General features: G+C 40.3%; 16 protein-coding genes and 2 pseudogenes. 13 read left to right on the plus strand and 5 right to left on the minus strand.

Annotated features, from left to right (window positions below; genetic code table 11):
• Nucleotides 1-100: 100 nt before the first annotated feature.
• The 6 genes and pseudogenes from nadC (at nucleotide 101) to NCWK1_RS00025 (ending at nucleotide 6,014) form a co-directional block, all read left to right on the plus strand.
• Entirely contained in the window at nucleotides 101-964 is an 864-nt protein-coding gene (nadC, locus tag NCWK1_RS00005) for a carboxylating nicotinate-nucleotide diphosphorylase (protein ID WP_096582532.1), read from the plus strand.
• A 259-nt stretch (nucleotides 965-1,223) separates the two neighbouring features.
• The gene (locus NCWK1_RS00010; protein WP_103123284.1) at nucleotides 1,224-1,772 is read left to right on the plus strand and encodes a peroxiredoxin; all 549 of its coding nucleotides are present in this window, start codon (nucleotides 1,224-1,226) and stop codon (nucleotides 1,770-1,772) included.
• 94 nt (nucleotides 1,773-1,866) lie between these two features.
• On the plus strand, nucleotides 1,867-3,240 hold the full coding sequence (gene gor, locus NCWK1_RS00015) for a glutathione-disulfide reductase (RefSeq protein ID WP_103123285.1): 1,374 nt from the start codon (nucleotides 1,867-1,869) through the stop codon (nucleotides 3,238-3,240).
• A 113-nt stretch (nucleotides 3,241-3,353) separates the two neighbouring features.
• Nucleotides 3,354-3,515: pseudogene (locus tag NCWK1_RS00020) on the plus strand (Uma2 family endonuclease); the annotation flags it as partial.
• Nucleotides 3,516-3,716: 201 nt separating this feature from the next.
• Nucleotides 3,717-3,977, plus strand: coding sequence for a hypothetical protein (locus NCWK1_RS30550; RefSeq protein WP_422730827.1), 261 nt, complete (start codon nucleotides 3,717-3,719; stop codon nucleotides 3,975-3,977).
• 156 nt (nucleotides 3,978-4,133) lie between these two features.
• Entirely contained in the window at nucleotides 4,134-6,014 is a 1,881-nt protein-coding gene (locus NCWK1_RS00025; protein ID WP_103123287.1) for an ABC transporter ATP-binding protein, read from the plus strand.
• A gap of 142 nt (nucleotides 6,015-6,156) precedes the next feature.
• Here the strand turns inward: NCWK1_RS00025 and NCWK1_RS00030 are convergent, their stop codons facing one another.
• The 4 genes and pseudogenes from NCWK1_RS00030 to NCWK1_RS00050 all read right to left on the minus strand — a co-directional run bounded on the left by NCWK1_RS00030 (nucleotide 6,157) and on the right by NCWK1_RS00050 (nucleotide 9,329).
• Nucleotides 6,157-7,134, minus strand: coding sequence for a sucrase ferredoxin (locus NCWK1_RS00030; RefSeq protein ID WP_103123288.1), 978 nt, complete (start codon nucleotides 7,132-7,134; stop codon nucleotides 6,157-6,159).
• A 647-nt stretch (nucleotides 7,135-7,781) separates the two neighbouring features.
• Nucleotides 7,782-8,234, minus strand: coding sequence for a hypothetical protein (locus NCWK1_RS00040; protein ID WP_245894792.1), 453 nt, complete (start codon nucleotides 8,232-8,234; stop codon nucleotides 7,782-7,784).
• A 150-nt stretch (nucleotides 8,235-8,384) separates the two neighbouring features.
• Nucleotides 8,385-8,670 (minus strand): annotated as a pseudogene (locus tag NCWK1_RS30490) (exopolysaccharide biosynthesis protein); the annotation flags it as partial.
• Between the two features lie 56 nt (nucleotides 8,671-8,726).
• Nucleotides 8,727-9,329 carry a DedA family protein gene (locus NCWK1_RS00050; RefSeq protein ID WP_096582518.1) on the minus strand — a complete coding sequence of 201 codons (603 nt, stop codon included), beginning with the start codon at nucleotides 9,327-9,329 and terminating at the stop codon, nucleotides 8,727-8,729.
• Nucleotides 9,330-9,453: 124 nt separating this feature from the next.
• On the opposite strand from NCWK1_RS00050, the gene NCWK1_RS00055 reads away from it, so the two are divergent.
• The 6 genes from NCWK1_RS00055 (at nucleotide 9,454) to NCWK1_RS00080 (ending at nucleotide 17,664) form a co-directional block, all read left to right on the plus strand.
• Entirely contained in the window at nucleotides 9,454-10,236 is a 783-nt protein-coding gene (locus NCWK1_RS00055) for an ABC transporter permease (protein ID WP_096585550.1), read from the plus strand.
• 117 nt (nucleotides 10,237-10,353) lie between these two features.
• Nucleotides 10,354-10,731, plus strand: a complete 378-nt coding sequence (locus tag NCWK1_RS00060; RefSeq protein ID WP_103123289.1) for a response regulator transcription factor — start codon at nucleotides 10,354-10,356, stop codon at nucleotides 10,729-10,731.
• On the plus strand, nucleotides 10,728-12,149 hold the full coding sequence (locus tag NCWK1_RS00065; protein ID WP_103123290.1) for an ATP-binding protein: 1,422 nt from the start codon (nucleotides 10,728-10,730) through the stop codon (nucleotides 12,147-12,149). The genes NCWK1_RS00060 and NCWK1_RS00065 overlap by 4 nt, the downstream gene beginning before the upstream one ends.
• Nucleotides 12,150-12,432: 283 nt before the next feature.
• Nucleotides 12,433-12,900: an Hsp20/alpha crystallin family protein gene (locus NCWK1_RS00070; RefSeq protein ID WP_096582512.1), complete on the plus strand. Its 468-nt coding sequence runs from the start codon at nucleotides 12,433-12,435 to the stop codon at nucleotides 12,898-12,900.
• Between the two features lie 337 nt (nucleotides 12,901-13,237).
• On the plus strand, nucleotides 13,238-13,465 hold the full coding sequence (locus NCWK1_RS00075) for a hypothetical protein (protein WP_146033921.1): 228 nt from the start codon (nucleotides 13,238-13,240) through the stop codon (nucleotides 13,463-13,465).
• 53 nt (nucleotides 13,466-13,518) lie between these two features.
• Nucleotides 13,519-17,664: an ATP-binding protein gene (locus NCWK1_RS00080; RefSeq protein ID WP_103123543.1), complete on the plus strand. Its 4,146-nt coding sequence runs from the start codon at nucleotides 13,519-13,521 to the stop codon at nucleotides 17,662-17,664.
• 169 nt (nucleotides 17,665-17,833) lie between these two features.
• Here the strand turns inward: NCWK1_RS00080 and NCWK1_RS00085 are convergent, their stop codons facing one another.
• Entirely contained in the window at nucleotides 17,834-20,044 is a 2,211-nt protein-coding gene (locus NCWK1_RS00085) for an HAD-IIB family hydrolase (RefSeq protein ID WP_103123292.1), read from the minus strand.
• A 513-nt stretch (nucleotides 20,045-20,557) separates the two neighbouring features.
• Between NCWK1_RS00085 and NCWK1_RS00090 the strand changes: the two genes are divergently transcribed.
• Nucleotides 20,558-21,919: a UDP-N-acetylmuramoyl-tripeptide--D-alanyl-D-alanine ligase gene (locus NCWK1_RS00090; protein WP_103123293.1), complete on the plus strand. Its 1,362-nt coding sequence runs from the start codon at nucleotides 20,558-20,560 to the stop codon at nucleotides 21,917-21,919.
• The last annotated feature ends 6 nt before the right edge of the window (nucleotides 21,920-21,925 follow it).

A 21,925-nucleotide genomic window follows, 5' to 3' on the forward strand; every position in this document is an offset into this window, starting at 1 on the left:
TACTTTCCCACAATTCTTTTTCCCTTCCTTATGACCCTTGGATAGTAAGGGGTTTGGGATATAGTAATTCTAGAAGTAGCAAAAGAAGTAATTATAAGTTGTGAATAAAGTGGGTGTTTTACCGCCTTGGCTAGTGTTAGATCCGCTATTGCGTAGCTGGTTGTTAGAAGATATTGGTCGGGGCGATCGCACAACGAATCCCCTCCTTACTTCAAATTTGACACTAGGAACAGCAAAATGGATAGCGAAAGCGCCAGGAATAATTGCTGGTTTACCAATTGCAGCAAGGGTATTTCAGTTGTTAAACGACAAAATTAGCTTTACAACTATTGTCTGTGAAGGTGTCTTCTGTGAACCAGGCGAAGTAATAGCTGAAATTCATGGCTCATTAGATGCACTACTCATGGGAGAACGAGTAGCCCTAAACTTAGCTATGCGGTTGAGTGGGATTGCAACTTTAACTTATAAATATGTAGAGAAAATAGCTGATTTCCCTGTTCAATTTGTTGATACACGTAAAACTACACCAGGCTTAAGACTCTTAGAAAAGTATGCAACTTCTGTGGGAGGTGCTATCAATCACCGTATGGGGTTGGATGATGCAGTGATGATTAAGGACAATCATATTGCTGCTGCTGGTGGGATTGGAGAAGCAATTACCCGAATTCGTTCTCAAATACCTTATCCGTTGACGATTGAAGTAGAAACAGAAACTATAGAACAGGTAAAAGAAGCTTTAGAGTATAAAGCCGACATTATTATGTTGGATAATATGGATCTGGATATGATTCGTGAGGCTGTATCTTTGATTCGCCAGCAGAACAGTCAAGTAAAAATTGAAGCTTCGGGGAATGTAACTTTAGACAATATTTATGATTTGGCTGCCACAGGTGTTGATTATATTTCTAGTAGTGCGCCCATTACTCAGTCAAAGTGGTTAGATTTGAGTATGAAGATTGTTTGATAACAGGACTTACGCAAGTATCACCAGTAATGGTAAGGCGTGATACTTGCGTAAGTCCTGGCTATTGCGAATTATTTTGGTTTTGATTGTTTGTCTTTAAATTAGTAGCGGCTGTATTTAGCCACTATAAAGATGTACTTGGAAATTTATTATTTTTAAGTATTTATAACTATTGCATATTTCTTAAATCAGAATTATTCTGACTTACATGAGCAGAATTTAATTAACCGCCCATAAATAAACTGCTAGAGAGGTAAATATGGCTGTGATCGATAGAGTTCCTGATGTTGTATTTAAAACCCGTGTGCGTGATGAGTCTATACCTGGGCCAAATCCTTACCGTTGGCAAGACAGCACTACGCAAGATATTTTCGGTGGTAAGCGTGTTGTAGTTTTCTCTTTACCTGGTGCTTTTACACCTACTTGTTCTACATCCCATCTGCCACGCTACGAAGAACTATATGATCAATTTAAAGCTTTAGGCGTTGATCAAATAATTTGTATATCTGTAAATGATGCCTTTGTGATGTTCCAATGGGGCAAACAACAAGGCGCAAACAACGTATTTTTACTTCCTGATGGTAATGGCGAGTTTACTCGCAAAATGGGTATGTTAGTAGATAAGTCTAACCTGGGCTTTGGGATGCGCTCTTGGCGCTACTCGATGGTAGTTGATGATGGCAAGATCGAAAAGATTTTCATTGAACCAGGCTTTTTAGATAATTGCCCCACAGATCCTTTTGAAGTTTCAGATGCAGATACAATGTTGGCTTACCTCAAAGAAGCTAAGACAGCTGTACCTGCCTAAATACAATAATTCGGACTTGATAATTCGTAATTCGTAATTAAATTAACAATTACGAATTACGAATTACGCATTAGTAATTATTCATGGGGGAGACATGAAGCACGATTTTGACTTATTAGTAATTGGTGCAGGTTCTGGAGGGATTGCCACTGCTAGAAGAGCCGCAGAATATGGCACTAGAGTGGGAATTGCCGAGTTTGACAGACTAGGTGGAACTTGCGTTAATCGTGGCTGTGTTCCCAAAAAATTGATGGTTTATGCTTCTCATTTTCCTGATGTATTTGAAGAATCTCAAGGATATGGCTGGAGTCCTGTTAAGAGTAATTTAGATTGGGAAAAGATGATTACGGCGGTGAACAATGAAGTGAGTCGCCTGAATGGAATTTACCAACGGATGTTGGATAACTCCAAAGTTGAAGTGTTGCAGGGATATGGTAAGTTTGTCGATTCGCATACTATTATTGTTGGCGATGCCTCTGGCGGCCAAAGCCAACGCCAAGTCACCGCAGACAAAGTACTGATTGCTGTTGGTGGAAAACCTGTCAGACCAAATATTTTAGGAATTGAACACGCTATTACTTCTGATGATATTTTTCACCTGAAAGAACAACCCAAGCGCATCGTCATTTTAGGTGGAGGTTATATTGGTTGTGAATTTGCCTGTATTTTAAACGGGTTAGGTAGTGAAGTTACACAGGTGATTCGTGGAGATAAGATTCTGCGTGGTTTTGATGAAGATATCCGTAGCGAAATTCAGCAGTCCATGATTAACCACGGTATTCGGATTCTCAATAACATTGAATTGATTGCTATTGATAAAACTTCAGAAGGTGTAAAAGTCACAGTCAAAGGTAGCGGTGATACTGAGGAAACAGTAGTTGCTGATGCTGTGAGTTTAGCGGCGGTTGGTCGCAAGCCTAATACCCAAAACCTTGGTTTAGAAAATACCAAAGTTCAGCATCGAGATGGGGCAATTCTTGTAGATGAGTACAGTCGCACTCATGAAGAAAATATCTATGCGGTGGGAGATTGTACAGATAGAATTAATTTAACTCCTGTTGCGATTAATGAAGGTCGGGCATTGGCAGATACGGTATTTGGTGGTAAGTCCAGAATTATGAGTTATGCCAATGTACCGACAGCAATTTTTACCACACCAGAAGCTGCAACTGTTGGGCTAACTGAAGCTGAAGCACGAGAAAAATATGGTGATGCAGTAAAAATCTATCGATCGCGCTTTCGCCCAATGTATTACACTCTAGCGGGTAAAGATGAAAAAACCTTGATGAAACTGATCGTTGATAGTAATACTGATAAAATTTTGGGAGCGCACATGGTCGGGAATAGTGCTGCCGAGATTATTCAAGGAGTAGCGATCGCTGTTAAGATGGGTGCTACCAAAGCTGATTTTGATGCAACTGTCGGCATTCATCCAACTTCAGCCGAAGAATTTGTAACAATGCGATAAAAATGAATCACTAGGGTTAAGCAAGCGTTCGCCTGTAACACATACCAAGCTTGCTCAACCCAGTTTGATTTTGGGCAAGTTGGGGGTCAAGTATGATTCGGAGGCGTTAACTTATGACCCAAACCCAAGCTGAACCAAAAATATACACCTTCGATGAGTTTATCGAATGGTATCCCGAACAATCAGAAGTTCGTTACGAATTGCATGATGGGGTGATTGTCGAAGTGCCTAAACCTACGGGCGAACATTCTGATTTAGCTTGTTTTTTGATTGAATAATTACTCATCACAATTAGAGCTATGGGTAAGCTGAAAAGACAATATACTGATTTTACGATCGCTTGATTTCCCTAAATGCGATCGCTACTCTTGCAGTAAAAATATTTTGATGTTTGTTTGTGAGAAAAGACTTAAGGCGATCGCTAAATGCTGTTTGGCGATCGCTCATGCTTATTTTAAAGTCCAGCTAAGAATAAGTTGCACATCGCGTCATATTTTAGGTACTGCAATACGATAATTGGGTACTCAAATACAATAACTGGGTACTGCAATACGATAACTGGGTACTCAAATACAATAACTGGGTACTGCAATACGATAATTAGGTACTCAAATACGATAACTGGGTACTCAAATACAATAACTGGGTACTGCAATACGATAATTAGGTACTCAAATACGATAACTGGGTACTGCAATATGATAATTGGGTACTGCAATATGATAATTGGGTACTGAAAAATGATACTTGCAGGCTTGCTAACGCAAGATGTTGAGTTTTGCTATAGCTTCTGTCAATCTAAGCCTGATGTCGCTTTAGATTACAGGTGTGAATGCTACATTAAATAAGCGTGTTTTCCCAGTGCAAAATAAAATTAATATAATGCTCCCATTATGAGCATCTACCAATCCCTAAAAAAATCTTACAGAAGAGACCGTTGGCGTAGCAATGACTGGCGATTGTTTTCGCGTTTAGTTCCCTATGCCCGTCGTCATCTCAAATTGCTGACTTTGGCAATGCTACTGCTTGTACCGATCGCTCTCTCTAATGCCATACAACCATTACTGATTGGACAGGCTATCTCATTAATTCGTAATGAACCCAGTACTTACGAGTTTCTCAGGAATCTTCCCTTATGGCAAGGGATAAATATCCTGGAAGGATTTATATTGGTGGCAATTGTTACCCGAATGTTCTTCACAAGTATTCAGGGTTATCTGCTACAGAAATTAGGACAAAATATCACAGCAGGTATTCGCCAAGACTTGTTTAAGCATGTCACATCTTTGGCAGTCCGCTTTTTTGACCGCACACCTGTAGGTAAATTAATTACCAGACTCACCAGCGATGTAGAAATTTTGGGCGATGTGTTTTCCACTGGGGCGATCGGCATAATCTCCGATATATTTTCTATGGTGGTGATTATTGGGATTATGTTGTCTATTCAGTGGCAACTTGCTTGTTTGCTGCTGTTAATATTGTTACCCATTACTTGGTTGATTATTCACTTTCAACAACAGTACCGTAAAGCTAATTATAAAGCGCGGGAAGAACTGTCTTTGTTAAATTCCCAGCTACAAGAAAATATTGTTGGTATTAACGTCGTACAGTTGTTTAGGCGAGAAAAAATTAATGCAGAGTTGTTCCGCAGCGTTAACAACCGCTACATTGCCCAAATGGATCAAACCATTTTTTATGATTCGGCTGTGTCGGCTACTTTGGAATGGATTGGTTTAGTAGCGATCGCAGGTGTATTGTGGATGGGTGGTTGGTTACTGTTGGAACAAAACCTGACATTTGGTGTATTATCGGCCTTTGTTTTGTACGCCCAGCGATTATTTGACCCATTGCGAGATTTTGCTGAAAAATTTACCGTGATTCAAGCTGGCTTTACTGCCATTGAACGAATTAACGATATTTTAGATGAACCAATAGAAATTCGCGATCGCAACAATCAACGCTTCTCAGTTTTTGATCATACTTTTGGTTACATAGATGAAATCATTGCTGAGATGGAATCACAACATTTCAACTCCACACCAGAATTAGGCGAAATTCGCTTTGAACACGTCTGGTTTGCATATAAAGACGATGATTTTGTCATCAAAGATTTAGACTTTGTGATTCGTCCTGGCGAAAAAGTCGCATTAGTCGGCCCTACAGGTGCAGGTAAAAGTTCCATTATTCGGCTTTTATGCCGCCTTTATGAACCCACCCAAGGACGAATTTTAATCGATGGTGTCGATATTCGAGAAGTGCCACAAGCCGAATTACGCCGCTATATGGCTGTCATTTTACAAGAAGGCTTTTTATTTGCTGGCGATGTCAAAAGTAATATCACCCTTGGAGACAGGTACACATTCGACGAAATCGAGTTAGCTGCACAAAATACTAATATTGCTCAGTTTATTGAAGAATTGCCCCAAGGCTACAATACTCAATTGCGAGAGCGTGGCACAAATCTTTCTAGTGGTCAAAAACAACTGTTAGCTTTTGCTCGTGCGGCTATTCGTAACCCCCAAATTCTCGTATTAGATGAAGCTACGGCCAGTTTAGATGTAAATACAGAAGCTTTAGTTCAACAGGCGCTAGATCAGCTATTAATAAAACGTACTGCCATTGTAATTGCTCACCGCTTATCAACAATTCGTAATGTAGATCGCATTTTTGTTCTCAAGCGTGGTGAATTAATCGAACAAGGTAGTCATGAGGAATTATTACAACAAGGAGGTATGTATGCAACCTTACACAACTTACAAATGTTAGGAACTTAATCGTTTGATTCTGTAGGATGGACATGAGCATGACTATCCTACATTCTTGATTTTTTCTTTTGCAGTTTTGACACAAGAATACTATTAATTGAATTTTTTATAAACCAACAAAAATATTGGTAGATGATTAACCCTAAAATCACTATTTACTCAAAGTTACCACCTTTGTTGATGTCAGCCAGACATTAGCAATAGTATATTTCACTAATACTGAAGTTTGATGAGCATTGCAAGCACTTTTAAGTTGAACAGACTTAGTATTATCCTTGATAATTTGAGCCTGATAAGTATATAAAGAACCATCAGGACTTTCACAGTTGATTTCACCCAGAAATGTCTGATTATCTAAACTTTGTTCCAGGATTTTGCCAGCAACTTTGTAATTAAACCAATCCCATCCATAATGGAAAATTAGTTCTCGTTCCAAAACTTGTAACTGACTTGGTAAAATTCCCCAGCCACGATAAACTTTTTCCAAGGATTGAATATCGCCAGCCCGTGTTATTATCGCCTTCAATGTTTCTTGGTCAAGAACACCATAATACCTTCCTTCTGGTAAGTCTATGGCTGTAGGTGCAAAACGATGTCCACCAAAATGACTTGACTTCCAAAGCCTAACATGAGCTAATTCCAAATCATTAATAGTATTAGCAGCATGGAAGTAAAAAGGATTACCATATCTAGCACAGCATTTATCATGACTACCGTGAGTACACACTAAAATATCTCTTGTTGCGTCTGTGTATACTGGATAATCAGCAGTTCTATTGGCTAACCATTTTTTGACAACACCTGCTACTTGCTCAATATTTGGCAAGTGAAATTCATACTTGCAATATCCATGACTTAAACCCTGTTTTTTCTGATAAATTAACAGTGTTGTTTGGTCAGCTTTATGTGATACATCATTAGCAATTAAAAGAAATCTAACTGGTAATTTTGCACGGGTGATTTCCTGTTCTAAACTTTGTAAGTTCTTAGGAACCCATCGAGAATTAAAAGCTTCTGTCGTCCAAGGTGGCGGACACTCGACTAAAATATATGTTTCATAATTGGTAGCACTACCAATTAAATCTTCTCCTACTTGTCGCGCATAATCAGAACAAAAAAAGGTACTCATCGAACTTATCTCATTTGTTGGCTTTACAGATAAAGGAGGCGTGAATAACAATTGTGTTTTTGACTACAATTTCTGCATCTCATCAAGATAAACAGAAATAACTTGCATTTATGGCTTAAAAGCAAACTGCCACTTTATAACATCATTTCTAGAGAAAAACTGTCTAATTAATAAAGTCTCCACAATATTGTCAGCCAAACTCCAACAAGTTATTGCTATACTTTTCCGGAAAAATTTTAAATTTTTGATTAAATTATGACTATCGCAGACGTAGATGTTTAGTGGCTTGTCGCTAGACATCACTGCTGTATGTATTTTGAACAGTTGTTTAAAGTTAAGGGCTTGTAAGCTCCCAATTCTTCTAGCCATATTTGCAAATATTTCTCAATATAAATATAAAAAAAGAGATTAAAAAATCCCTGAAAGTAAAATAATATACAATTTATGCCTCAAAATTTAACTTGAGCAGCATAATTCAACTCCAGGGAATATGTCTTGACTGTAGCTGAAGCCAATAAACAATGCAAGCTTTTGAGATGATTTATTACTTTTCCCTCCATTGATCAGTGTACGGCAGCAAGTTAATTTCATATTCCTAAACTGTCCACCACAGTCATCAAGATTTTAAATCTAATTGATAAAGATTTTCAACTGTTAGCTGTCAGAGATGTTGAATCTACTTCCCAACGAAATAGTCTAGGTAGTTGTGATACATCTATGGCGTAGTTGACAATCCATAGCACCAGTTCAAAAATCAATAAATATCGCACCCACAGCAGTTCAGGTTCTGAACCCAACAGTGTCGAACCTTCGTAAAGTTGCCAGAAACGATAAGGTAAGTAAATATAAGGCACTAGTACCCACACTACATTTTGTAGTTTTCTTAGGGTTACAACTTCAAACAAAATTTGCAAACCCAAGATAATAAAGTACCAACCCAGAACAGCTAATACGGTGCTATGTTTCCACCATACGCCCCACAACAACATAATTGGTAGTGGTAGTAGTACAGTACACCTAGTAGTTGGATTGATAAAAACCACCACTTGTACCACCAAGGGAATGGTAAAGGCAAAGTATATGGATTGGTATGTTTCCATACCTGACTTAAAATACCAGTCAAAGATGTAGCAACTGTCAAAAAAAAGAGATTTTCTAGAAGGAGATAGAGATTGATGTTCACACCGTTCATATCTTTATTCTGACTCTCTGGCGTTTCTAGTTCATTCTCCTAAAGAAAGAAATTTTAGCTAACGACCTAACCAAGCTCTGATTAAATCAAGAATACAGTAACCACACCAAGTCAGTGCAATTAAAATTGAAGTAGTCAAAATTGCTCCCACCAGACTCAGAACTAAACTACCTAAACTAATAGCAGCATCATCTTCATAACAGACCAAAACCAGTTACAAAAATACCCATTGCTGGTAATATGTTTGTCCCAGGAATGGGAATCATCATCGAAATTGACATTAAAGCGATCGCTATACCAATGGTCACTCTACCTGGGGTTGTTGTACAAACGAAAGTGGGACGAGAAGGTAAAGCCTGAAATTGCTTATCATAATGAACTGCACAAAAACTCTAATTTACTAGTTTTTGGCTTTGTTTTCTTGAATTAAATGCACAATAGAAGGCACTAAAGAAATAACAATAATTCCACCGATAATTGGCAATAAATATTTATCTATTTGTTCCGCTGGTAAAGTTTTTCCTAAAAAGAAACCTAACATCGTCATCCCGACAGTCCAAACAAACCCACCGATGAGGTTGTAAAACATAAAAGTCTGGTAGTGCATAGCACCTAACCCAGCAACAATGGGCGCAAAAGTCCGTACTATCGGCACAAACCTAGCTAAAACAATAGTTTTTTTGCCATGTTTTTGATAAAATTTTTGCGTTTTCACGACATGTTTTTTATGAAAAAATAATGAATCTTCTTTCTGAAATAACCTTCTACCAAATCTATGCCCGGTAATATAGCCAATATTGTCACCTAAAACCGCACAAACAAACGCGCCGATAATTAAAATCCAAATATTCAGCAAATGCTGAGAGGCAACAAATCCTGCGGTAAACAGTAAACTATCACCTGGTAGGAAAAACCCGATAAGTAATCCTGATTCAGCAAAAATTATTGCCCATACTCCGAAGTAACCGATTGATTTAATTAACTCTGGTAAGTCAAAATGCATAAAATCTCACTTTCTCAAGAATAAGCATTAAATATCTTAGCGTTCAGCAATATTGCTGCATGATGAATATTATGAAGTTTGCGTAAGTTGATCAATTATTTATGTAATGGAGTTTCAGGCAAAAATGAGCAGATATTGGAAATTAATCCGGTTATTTTGGGCTACTTCCATTGCAGCAGAGATGGAGTATCGGCTTAACTTTGTCGTCGCTACCCTTACCAGCTTGGGTAATTTAGTTGGCAGTATTTTTGGTCTGTTCTTGTTTTATCGCACTGGCTATACTTTTGCTGGCTGGTCATGGGAGGCCGCTTTAGTTGTGTTGGGTATTTTTACCATACTGCAAGGCTTTTCGGCGACATTTTTGGCTCCTAACTTAAATAAAATTGTTAGTCATGTCCAGATAGGCACTTTAGATTTTGTACTCCTCAAACCTATCCGTAGTCAATTTTGGTTATCTACTCATACTCTTTCGCCTTGGGGATTACCGGACATAATTTTCGGCATCATGATCATTGGTTATGCAGGTAAACGCCTGGGCTTGGGAATTCAGAACTATCTGCTGAGTGCTGTACCTTTATTATTTGGTTTAGTCATTTTTTATAGCCTGTGGTTTATGCTGGGAGCCACTAGTATCTGGTTTGTGAAAATTAATAACGCCACTGAAGTATTGCGGGGTTTGTTGGAAGCTGGTAGATATCCAATGGTGGCTTACCCCGCAGCTTACCGCTTTTTCTTTACCTTTGTTGTACCAGTCACATTTTTGACTACTATTCCCGCAGAAGCAATGCTGGGTCGAGTTCAGTTGAGTTGGGTGATAGGTGCGATGGTGTTAGCAATTGTTTTATTTTGGCTTTCTACTAAATTTTGGCGGTTTGCTTTGCGTTTTTATACGAGTGCTTCAAGTTAGCACTGTGAGCAAATAGCCCAATTTGAATTGCGATCGCCAACCTGTAACTACAGAAGGATGTCAAACTTAGCACAAACTATCCAAGCTAGAATTAAAAGTTAACTTTAGAAAGGAAAAATGCCCCATATTTTACTCGTAGATGATGAAGCAGCCCTGTGTGACAGTCTCACCTACACATTACAAAAAGAAGGCTACACGGTGACGACAGCTGCCGATGGGCATAGTGCGATAAAACAGTTTCATAAACAAGTACCTGATGTAATCTTGCTCGATATCATGCTACCGGAAGTTAGCGGTATGGAGGTTTGCTGGCGAATTCGAGCTTTTTCTGATGTACCAATTGTCATGCTTACTGCGAAAGATCAAGATATAGATAAAATTTGGGGTTTAGAAGCAGGGGCGGATGATTATGTGACTAAACCATTCAACACCCGCGAACTACTAGCACGAATTAAAGCAGTGTTACGCCGTCGTTCTGGAGAAAAGCCTTCATGACAGGCTGGAGACCACAGATTAAATTAAATACAATTCATGCCAAGCTGTTAGCCACCTATCTCATGCTGACGGCTTTTGGTACATCACTGATGGCTGGTTATATTTTGTGGTCGTTCCATGCGTACTTTATGCAGACACGACAGACGGATTTAGAAAACTGGACAAGTGCATTGAGTGAAAGCGTTGCAGATGCGCTGGAAGAAAAGGATATTTCACGGGTAAAACTACTGGTACAACGCTATGGCGCACCACAGACAGTAACGTTGCGTGTTTTTAATAAAAAAGGTAGTCTCATCGCCACTTCTGACCCCAAATTAGATCAAAAAGTGACAAATTGGTACAAAGTGCCAGGAATGCAGCAAGCTTTCCAAAATTATGCGGCGCAAGGAGTGGCTAAAGGAGTTTTAAGCAATGAAGATCGCCTTTTTATTGCGAGACCAATTCAGCGTCGAGGTCAATTATTGGGTGTCTTGCGAATGTCCATCACCCTGAAACAATTTCAGCGTCAGTTTTTAACTGTAATTTGGAGTGTTTTAGGAACTCTCGCAGTGACAATCTTGTTATGTGCATTAATTAGCAGTCGCTTTGCACGCAGTCTGTCAAAACCGATTGAAATTATGCGTAACTTTGCGATTCGCTTGGGTAGTGGTCATTTTGGTGACAAATTAATTATCCAGCAAAATAATGAGTTAGATCAGTTAGCCGCAGAACTTAACCGGATGAGTGAAAGGTTAGCTTCTTTAGACCAAGAACGGCGGGTATTTTTAGCCAATGTCTCCCATGAATTACGCACACCTATTAGTAATGTCCAGGTAACAGTTGACGCACTCAAAAGTGGTGCTTACGAAGAAGCAGAATTACGCGATCGCTTTTTCCATACTATCGAAAGTGAAACTAAACGTTTATCACGTTTAATTCATGACTTGCTAGATTTAGGACGCTTAGAAGCAGGAGTCACAGAATTAGAAAAGCAATTAATTTCTTTGCGGGGGTTGATTAACCGTGCGGTGAATGCAGTAGAACCACGAATGCAGGCTGTAGGCGTAACTGTGCAAATCAATATTGCAGAACTACAACTGCAAGGTGATCCAGAAAGATTATTACAGGCGATTCTTAACTTATTAGATAATGCCATCAAACACTCACATCCAGATTCTCAAGTGTTGATATCTGGGTACAGTGAAGGAAAAAAAGCAATTATTCAAATTCAAGACCAGGGTAGGGGCATTAATGACAATGATTTACCCCGGATTTTTGAGCAATTTTATACCACAGACCCTTCACGTAAAGGTAGTGGTAATGGATTAGGACTGGCGATCGCTAAACGCATTATCGAAGCTCATAAAGGTAGTATCACCGCCAGCAGTACCTTGAATCAAGGGGCAACCTTTACCATTAGCTTACCTCTGCAAGGATAATCTCATATTAATTCTCAAAATCAAATCACAAAATAGAATGCTTTTTTAGGGAAAATTACAGCAATTACTATTGGGCAATATGCAAGTACTGAGTAAGTACGGTTATTGCGATCACTCCTTGTTATAAAACCGAACCTCTAAGATTTCAATTTTGATATAACTTGTAATTAAGAAGCTTGAGATTAAGCTTTAATCATTTCAAAAATTCAACTATTACGGAATCAATAAAAAGCTTAAATTTAAGCTTCAATATCCCAAATGTTGCATCTTAGAGGTGACAGATATGGCACTTATTCGCTGGGAACCATTTCGTGATATTGAACGCCTAGAACCATTCCGCGAAATAGAAACTCTACAACGGCGAATGAATCGTCTGTTTGATAGATTAGCTCCTACAGATGGTGGTGAAACAACAGCATTTAATTTTGTCCCTGCTGCTGAATTAGAAGAAACAGATGAAGCAATTCATCTGCGTCTAGAAGTACCTGGTTTAGAAGCAAAAGATATGAATGTAGAAGTTACACCAGAAGCCGTTTCGATTAGTGGTGAACGTAAGTCGGAAACTAAAACAGAAGACAAAGGCATAAGTCGTTCTGAATTCCGTTATGGCAGATTTCAAAGGATTATTCCGTTACCTTCTTTAGTTCAAAACGACAAAGTACAAGCTGAATATAAAGATGGGATTCTCCGTTTAACTTTGCCAAAATCTGAAGCGGAAAAACAAAAAGTTGTTAAGGTAAATCTCGGTTAATCTGCTAAAGAAACAAGCAGAAATGACCCATAAAGATTAGGGTGTAATGGTATAGGGTCTGAGGTAAAATTCACACCCCATACCTTACACCCTTTGTTTAAACCTAAGAGTTATGTAGTATTATATATTTCTCAAGGCTGAAATTGTTCATATTTTTAGCTTTAAGGGGTAGATTGTGACAAATTTCGCTTTTTTCAGGAAAAAATATCAAAAATTAAATCTCAAGGTAGATAGACGATTTAGTAATTCATATAACAATAAAGTATGTAGTGCTTTTTCTGCTCATCCAAGGTAAATGCAGTATGTTATTCAAGCAGTGAAATTAAGCAAGACCGCATTGCTTAGGCTAACAAAAGCCAGTAAACTGATGCGTGAATTGTGGAAGTTTACTCCTAAGCAACTATTAACTGTGTTCATATTTGCATCTCTTATCGGCAATTGTAGAAAAAATCAGCATCAGCCATCAGATTTATTAGCGATCGCATCTACCCTCAAACTAATTACAGAAAAATATTGCCCCAACTTATACCAGCAATATTTTGCAACAGTGGAGGCACAACCGTGACTCATCTAAGGAACACAGAAATTTCTGAAGATGTGTTTGCGGACGGTGGAGAGATGGGTTCACTGATGCGATCGCTTGATTGGTCGCAAACGCTCTTAGGTTCCGCATCAACATGGGCGCAAAGTTTAAAGACGGCGGTAAGTATTATTTTGAATTCTCGTTACCCGATGTTTATTTGGTGGGGTGAAGAGTATGCTAATCTCTACAACGATGCTTATCGTCCGATTCTTGGTGCTAGTAAGCATCCGCAATTTTTAGGACAGTCGGCTCAAGATTGCTGGGCAGAAATTTGGGATGTGGTCGGGCCGTTAGCTAATAGCGTGATGAATACGGGTCAGTCTACCTGGTCAGATAATTTGCAACTGATGATGGATCGCTACGGCTACCTCGAAGAAACTTACTTTACTTTCTCCTATAGCCCAATTCGAGATGAAACGGGGGGCGTGGGTGGAGTTTTTTGTGCGGTGATTGAAACCACTGAACGGGTAATTAGTGAACGTCGTCTCCGTACACTCAGAGAACTGGCCGCTAACACAGCAGCGACCAAAACAGTAGCCGCAGCTTACACCATTTTGACAGAAACACTAGCCCAAAATTTGGCTGATATTCCCTTTGCTGTATTGTATCGAGTGGAATCACAGGGTACACAAGCACGGTTGGTAGGTATATCTGGGATCACACCCGGAACTGGTGCAACTCCTGAGCAAATTGACTTAACCCAAGCTCATGATCCTTGGGATTTAATCCAAGTTAAACAGACAAAGCAAGCCCAATTAATTCAGAATTTGCCTCCAGAAATTGGCATTAATTCTGCATCATCGGCTGTAGTTATGCCTATTGCCCAATCAGGTAAGTCAGAATTAGCCGCCATAGTTATATTAGGCATTAGTCGGCAACGAGCATTTGATGATGAATATGAAGGATTTTTTGATTTAGTCGCTAATAATATTGCCACAGCGATCGCCAATGCTGATGCTTACGAAGCAGAACGTCAACGTGCCGAAGCATTAGCAGAATTAGACAGGGCAAAAACAACATTTTTTAGTAATATTACTCATGAGTTTCGCACCCCCCTAGCCTTGATGCTAGGGCCATTAGAAGAAACTTTAGCAAATCCTGGCGGGCCTTTGCCGAGCGATCGCCAAAAACTCGAAATTGCCCATCGTAATTCTCTCCGTTTACTCAAGCTAGTCAATACTCTACTAGATTTTTCCCGCATTGAAGCTGGGCGAATACAAGCCCAATACCAGCCAACTGACCTGGCAATCTTAACCGCTGATTTGGCTGCGGTATTTCGGTCAGCAATTGAACAAGCCGGCATCCGTTATTTAGTCAACTGTTCCCCTTTGCCAGAAGCAATTTATGTTGACCACCAAATGTGGGAAAAAATAGTCCTGAACTTGCTATCCAATGCTTTTAAATTTACCTTTACCGGGGAAATTTATCTGGACTTGCGCTATTGCCAAGATCATATTGAACTGGAAGTGCGAGACACAGGTATAGGTATTCCCGCTGAAGAATTACCCCGCATATTTGAGCGATTTCATCGAGTTCCCACCGCTAAAGGACGTACCTATGAAGGTTCTGGGATTGGGCTATCTTTAATTCAAGAACTAGTCAAACTGCATCAAGGCACAATTACAGTTACTAGTATTGTTGATCGCGGCACCAGCTTTATTATCTCCATTCCTACAGGATGTGATCACTTACCAAGCGATCGCATCTCTGGTATGACAAACACATCCATACTATCCCCAACAATTCAAGCCAGCGCCACCTATATTGCCGAAGCACTACGCTGGCTACCAGAAGAAAGCAACAGAGACGAAGAATCAAGTCTATTACCTGTCACCTGTCACTTATCACCTTCATCTCTCCGCATTCTCTTAGTTGACGATAATGCAGATATGCGCGATTACGTGCAGCGTTTATTAAGTCTGCAATATGAAGTTGAGACAGTAGGGGATGGAATAGCCGCTTTAGCATCTATTCGCCAAAAAATGCCTGATATTGTGCTGACAGACATTATGATGCCAAAACTCGACGGTTTTGGTTTGTTACAAGAGCTAAGAGCCAATCCTGAAACTCAAACTTTGCCAGTAATTCTGCTTTCGGCCCGAGCCGAAGAAGAATCTTGTGTGGCCGGATTAAACATTGGGGCAGACGATTATTTAATTAAACCTTTCTCTGTCAAGGAGCTATTAGCACGGGTTGATGCTAACCTGAAAATGGCAAAAATCCGCCAAGAACTTGCTCACTACGAGCAGCGATTACGCCTGGAAGCGGAGACAGCCCGCAATCAAATTGCTACCATTCTCGAAAGTATTACTGATGCTTTTGTAGCTTTTGACCACGAATGGCGTTACACCTACGTCAATGAGCAAGCTACAAGGTTATTGCAGAAAACCCGCGAACAATTATTAGGTAAGCACGTTTGGCAAGAAGTATTTCCTGAAATAGTCGGAATGCTAAGTTACCAAGAACTTCACCGTGCTATTAATCAACAAGTTGCTGTTGTCTTAGAGGAATTTATTGAGCCTATAGGTAAGTGGCTAGAAATTCATGCCTATCCTTCACCTGATGGACTGGCTGTTTATTTCCGAAACATTACAGAACGTAAGCAATCAGAGTCAGCTTTGCGCCAAAGTGAGGAACGTTATCGTTCACTAGTGGCTGCAACATCAGCAGTCGTTTGGATGACTAATCCTTTCGGTGAATTTATTGATCTCCAGCCGTCTTGGGAAGAATACACAGGTCAAAGTTGGAATGATTATGCTGGCTGGGGTTGGCTGCAAATGATTCACCCAGAGGATCAAGAACAAGTTCAAAAACAATGGCAACAAGCACTGGCTGAGAAAACATTCTACGAAATAGAATCACGATTGTGGCATCATTCCACTGGTGAATATCGTTATATGATTACTCGTGCTGTTCCCATCCTCAATGGCGATGGTTTAATCCGAGAATGGATTGGCACAAACACAGATATCAACGATGCCTATCAGCAAGCTACACAACGCAAACAAGTTGAAGAAGAACGCAATAACTTACTTTATCGTGAGCAAGTCGCACGCGCCCAAGCAGAAGAAGCAAACCGAGTTAAGGATGAATTTTTAGCCATTCTGTCTCACGAACTGCGTTCACCGCTGAACCCTATCTTAGGTTGGTCAAGATTGCTGCAAACTCAAAAATTAAATGCTGCCAAAACTGCCGAGGCTCTAGCAACAATTGAGCGTAATGCTAAATTACAAACTCAACTTATAGACGATTTGTTAGATGTCTCGCGGATATTACGCGGTAAACTCAACTTGAATGTAGCGCCAGTTGATTTATCATTCATTATTGAGTCGGCAATAGAAACGATGCGAACTGCTGCTGTTGCTAAATCAATTGTGGTTCAAACTCAGTTAGAACATTTAGGACAAGTTGCTGGCGACTCGGCGCGGTTACAACAGATAGTTTGGAATTTACTTTCCAATGCGATTAAGTTCACCCCAGATAATGGACTTGTGTCAATTCAGTTACAACAAGTTGGCAAATATGCTCAAATTACTGTGCGTGATACTGGCAAAGGTATCGAGCCAGAGTTTTTACCGTTCGTTTTTGACTATTTTCGCCAAGCTGATGCTTCCATCACACGCAAATTTGGTGGTTTAGGTCTAGGACTGGCGATCGTGCTGCACTTAGTCGAATTGCATGGAGGAACAGTGAATGTGACTAGTCCTGGTGAAGGATTAGGGTCAACTTTCACAGTAATGTTGCCCTTATTGCCTGTGCAGTCACAAAAACAGCCGGAAACTCAATCTAGTAATCTGGTATTAGATTTGACGGGAGTGCGCGTTTTAGTTGTTGAGGATGATGAGGACTCCCGCGACTTTTTAGTGTTTACATTAGAAGAATATGGTGCGACAGTTATGGCTGCTGCAAATGCAGCCACAGGCTTTGAAATATTGCCAGAATTTCAGCCAGATGTGTTAATCAGTGATATTGGGATGCCTTTGGAAGATGGCTACAGTTTGATTCGCAGAATCCGAAGATGGGAAGCCACACAGGGCAGAAAAATTCCGGCGATCGCACTTACCGCCTACGCTAAAAATGAAGACACCCAACAAGCCTTAGCCGCAGGTTTTCACAAGCATCTTGCTAAACCAATAGAACCAGTACAGTTAGCCACGGCTGTTGTCAGTCTGCTGGGATAAATCTTCTATATCTCTGTGGTTCGTTTGAGCCAGAAAATCTGAACTATATCCAATTATAGTGCATTGCTCTAGGCTACAACACACCCTACCGAATGAAGTTCATGCAAGAGCATCCCGCGTATGTAAAAAAGTAAAAACTTACCCCCTACATACGCGTGAAACTGAAAAATTACACTGCTAACATTTCTGGTTCTGGCTGTGTTACAGATAAATTACCAAAAAAGTCGTAGTGATCTAAGGCTTCTAAAATCCCCCAAGCATAGCGTCCTTGAGCAAAGTAAATCTGGGGATAACCGCGTAACTTGTGGATTTCTTTGCTGTAATTCCCCACGACAACTGCCAAGGTATTCCCAGCCAGCATAGATTCATCATTACCTGATGCGCCTGCTACTAAGAAACGCTTTACAGGTAATACCCATTTTAAAGCTACGTAGCGCAGAGCATCTCCCTTAGAAGCCCGGAATGGTAATAAGTCAAGGTACATATTATGGCTAAAAATGCCTTTGACGGGGAGTTGTTGCTGGCGCAGGTGGCGGATGATTTCGCGGAAATTGGGTGCTTTATCAGCATCAACAAAGTAGCTAATTTTAAACTTACCTTGGGTGTCTGGGGGCTGTAATTCTATTCCTGGAATAGCTTTCATCGCTTCTCGAATTGCCCCAGGTTGCCAATTATAGCTGATGTGTTTTTGCCAACTTGTATCTGTTACGATTTGCGGGCCGTAGTAGATTTCGCTCCCGGCTGAGGTAATCAGCAAATCTGGCATGGGAAATTCCCATTCCTCTAACATACTTAAAGTACTTTGGAGGTTGCGGCCTGTAGCAATACCAACACCAGTTGTATGTCCTTCGGCACGAATCCGCTGAATTAACTTGTGTAGTGCTTCTTGGTCGCCTAATAAAGTGTTATCAATTTCCGTAATCAGAAAGCGATCGGCGGTTGGTAAGTGGTTGGTTTCGGGGATTTTCCAGTCTGGGCGATCGCGTGTGGGAAATTCTCGCACTGGACTGAGTAAAGATTGAATCTTTTGTTGGGGAAATAGGCGGACTTTCTCTAGATATTGTTTTACATGACTTTCCCAAGAGAAATGCTTGCGGACATTACTCAAGCCATTGCTAGACCAACGTTGCCATTGTTCGCTATTTTTCAAAGCATCACGCAGGGCATTTTGAATGTCTTCAATATTCAGCGGGTCAATCAACACACCATTTTCACAAGCGCCAATAATATCTTGTGGCCCGCCATCAGATGTGGCAATAATTGGTACACCACAAGCAGAGGCTTCAATCAAAGTTAACCCAAACGGTTCTGTCAGTGCGGGATTAATAAACACGCCGCCAGTTTTCGCTGTCAAGCGATATAAATCAGGCACATCATCAGAATTATGGTGTTTGGGATAGGCTATGTGACCATAAAGATCATAGCGATCGATTAATTGAAAGATTTCTGTAAAAACTTGTCTTGGCCCAGATTCCATTGTCGAGATGTCGTCTCGTTGTCCTAGCACAACTACAAGATTAGCTAGATGACGCAGTTCGGAATCTTCTCCAAAAGCTTTAATCAGACGATTGACGTTTTTCCGCATTGCTGGCCGGGAAATTGCCATGATCATGGGCTTTTCCGGGTCTTTGAGGAATCGCTGTAATTGCTTATATATCGGCGGATTTGGCCAATTTTCTGGTGCAGGATAAAAATTTTCTAAAGTTACTCCAGGCGGGATGACCACCATTCTTTCTGGTTGATATTGGTCGTAAACGCTGTACTGTTCATCAATTTCTTGATGAGTACTGGCGATGACTAAGGCTGCACCGCCAAGGGTAATTTCTTCGGCTTCAATGCGAGTACTAATATGAAAGTGATCTTCAATCGCTTCGAGTTTGGTTCCTTGTTCTAATAATCTTTGCTGTTTGACTCGGCCGAGGGAATGACCTGTATGTACAAGGGGTGTTCCTAGCCAACCAGCAACTCGACAACCGACATATCCCGCATCGGCGTAGTGAGTATGAATAACATTGGGAATTCTGCCAACTTTGCGAATATGTCTGAGTAATTCATCCGCAAAGGTATCTAAATGCGGCCAGAGAACTTCTTTGCGGAGATAGCGGCGTGGCCCACAAGCCAGGCGAATAATTTGGGCTTTGTCTGACAGCATTTCTACGGGTTTGGCGTAGTCTGAACTGACTTTTGGGTCGTCTACTAAACGCGTCACCAAGTCTACTCTTTCTACTTGGGGATTTTTTGCTAGTGTACAAGCAAGTTCGACTACATATTTTGTTTGTCCACCAGTGTCAGCATCTCTGCCTAATTCCAGGTTTTTACCCCTAATCAAACCGTGAACACTGACTAGTAGAATATACAACCCTGAATTATTTGATACCATGTCTTCCTCTGTGGTTGATTGTAGATAGGTAATGCTATAGTTCGCCTGATGAGTGTTGAATTTGTAGGGAGAGTTAAAGACAGAACATCTATCATTAGCATTAGTTAGCCTTAATCAAAGATGTCATACTTATTTTCCCTGAGTGTGGACTGATAATTAAAAAATTAACTACCAAAAGAAAGGGATTTTGTTACTTTGCCGAAATTGTCGCCAAATGACTTGCCAAAAATGAGAATTAGTGTCTAATTTTATGGATAATTTAGTATGAATGATGACAAAATTAGGCAGTGAAATATGCTCTGTCATGGTTAAATCGACAAATGGGATTATGTCTCAGAAAATAATTAACTTCCTGAACGATCGCTAAAAATTTACGGCGTAAAAACAGTATGGTACTTTGTATTTTTCTCACACAGATCATACGATGAGAAAATTTTGTTGTCTTCTCCTTTATGGACGATTTAGTTAAGAAAACAGATAATCATTTTTGATAAAAATCATCCCAAAATATCTATGTCTTGGTCTTCTACCCTATCCCAACTGCTGCAAGTGATCTCGGCGCAATCTAGCAACTTATCGGCAACTGCTTTAGCTCAAGTTAGCAGTGGTATCCAAACTGATACGCGAATTATTCAGCCAGGAGAGGTATTTCTGGCTTTACGTGGGGAAAATTTTGATGGACATGATTTTATTCCCACAGCGATCGCGAAAGGTGCGTTAGCAGCAATTGTGGATTTTGACTACGAAAATTCAGGCTTTCCTGTGTTGCAGGTGAAAAACACTCTCGCAGCTTATCAACAAATTGCCAGATGGTGGCGCGATCGCTCTGATATCCCAGTGATTGGCGTAACGGGTTCTGTGGGCAAAACTACAACCAAAGAATTAATCACGGCGGTTTTATCTACACAAGGGAGAGTTCACAAGACTTACGGAAATTTCAATAATGAAATAGGTGTACCGAAAACTCTGCTGGAACTGGATGCAGAACATAATTTTGCTGTGATTGAAATGGCGATGCGGGGTAGAGGACAAATTGCTGAACTAACACACATTGTTCGGCCGACTATTGGTGTAATTACTAACGTGGGGACGGCGCATATTGAGTTGTTAGGTTCAGAAACAGCGATCGCTGAGGCAAAATGTGAATTATTAGCTGAAATGCCTCAAGATGGTGTAGCAATTCTCAATCACGACAATCCTTTATTAATCGCCACAGCTAAACAGGTTTGGTCAGGTGAAGTTTTAACTTATGGTTTATCTGGTGGCGATATCTCAGGTACTTTGATTGATAGTGAAACAATAGAAGTTGCAAGTATAAAACTACCTTTACCGCTGGCTGGTCGTCATAATGCGACGAATTTTTTAGCCGCTTTAGCTGTCGCCAAGGTATTGAGAATTGATTGGTCAACTTTAACTGATGGTGTCACAGTGGATATGCCCACCGGGCGATCGCAACGTTATGCTTTACCCAATGATGTTGTATTGTTAGATGAAACTTATAATGCTGCACCAGAAGCAATGTTAGCCGCCTTGCAGTTATTGGCTGATACTCCCGGAAAACGCAAAATTGCCGTATTGGGAGCCATGAAAGAATTAGGAGAGAGATCGCCACAATTACACCAAAAAGTCGGTGAAACCGTCCGCCACTTGAATTTGGACGGGTTGCTAGTTTTGGTAGACGGACAAGATGCAGTAGCGATCGCTCAAAGTGCTGAAGGTGTACCCTCAGAGTGCTTTGCTAGTCACGGCGATTTAGTAGCGCGACTCAAAACATTTATTCAAGCAGGCGATCGGATTTTATTTAAAGCGGCTCATTCTGTAGGTTTAGATCGCGTTGTCAATCAATTGCGAGCAGAATTTACGGCAAAATGCTGAGTCAAT

Source organism: Nostoc cycadae WK-1 (assembly GCF_002897135.1).
GTDB lineage: Bacteria > Cyanobacteriota > Cyanobacteriia > Cyanobacteriales > Nostocaceae > Nostoc_B.

Coding starts and splice junctions, on each gene's coding strand:
- NCWK1_RS00010 (WP_103123284.1), top strand. CDS start 1,224: ATGGCTGTGATCGATAGAGTTCCTGATGTTGTATTTAAAACCCGTGTG.
- gor (WP_103123285.1), top strand. CDS start 1,867: ATGAAGCACGATTTTGACTTATTAGTAATTGGTGCAGGTTCTGGAGGG.
- NCWK1_RS00025 (WP_103123287.1), top strand. CDS start 4,134: ATGAGCATCTACCAATCCCTAAAAAAATCTTACAGAAGAGACCGTTGG.
- NCWK1_RS00030 (WP_103123288.1), bottom strand. CDS start 7,134: ATGAGTACCTTTTTTTGTTCTGATTATGCGCGACAAGTAGGAGAAGAT.
- NCWK1_RS00040 (WP_245894792.1), bottom strand. CDS start 8,234: ATGGAAACATACCAATCCATATACTTTGCCTTTACCATTCCCTTGGTG.
- NCWK1_RS00050 (WP_096582518.1), bottom strand. CDS start 9,329: ATGCATTTTGACTTACCAGAGTTAATTAAATCAATCGGTTACTTCGGA.
- NCWK1_RS00055 (WP_096585550.1), top strand. CDS start 9,454: ATGAGCAGATATTGGAAATTAATCCGGTTATTTTGGGCTACTTCCATT.
- NCWK1_RS00060 (WP_103123289.1), top strand. CDS start 10,354: ATGCCCCATATTTTACTCGTAGATGATGAAGCAGCCCTGTGTGACAGT.
- NCWK1_RS00065 (WP_103123290.1), top strand. CDS start 10,728: ATGACAGGCTGGAGACCACAGATTAAATTAAATACAATTCATGCCAAG.
- NCWK1_RS00070 (WP_096582512.1), top strand. CDS start 12,433: ATGGCACTTATTCGCTGGGAACCATTTCGTGATATTGAACGCCTAGAA.
- NCWK1_RS00080 (WP_103123543.1), top strand. CDS start 13,519: ATGGGTTCACTGATGCGATCGCTTGATTGGTCGCAAACGCTCTTAGGT.
- NCWK1_RS00085 (WP_103123292.1), bottom strand. CDS start 20,044: ATGGTATCAAATAATTCAGGGTTGTATATTCTACTAGTCAGTGTTCAC.
- NCWK1_RS00090 (WP_103123293.1), top strand. CDS start 20,558: ATGTCTTGGTCTTCTACCCTATCCCAACTGCTGCAAGTGATCTCGGCG.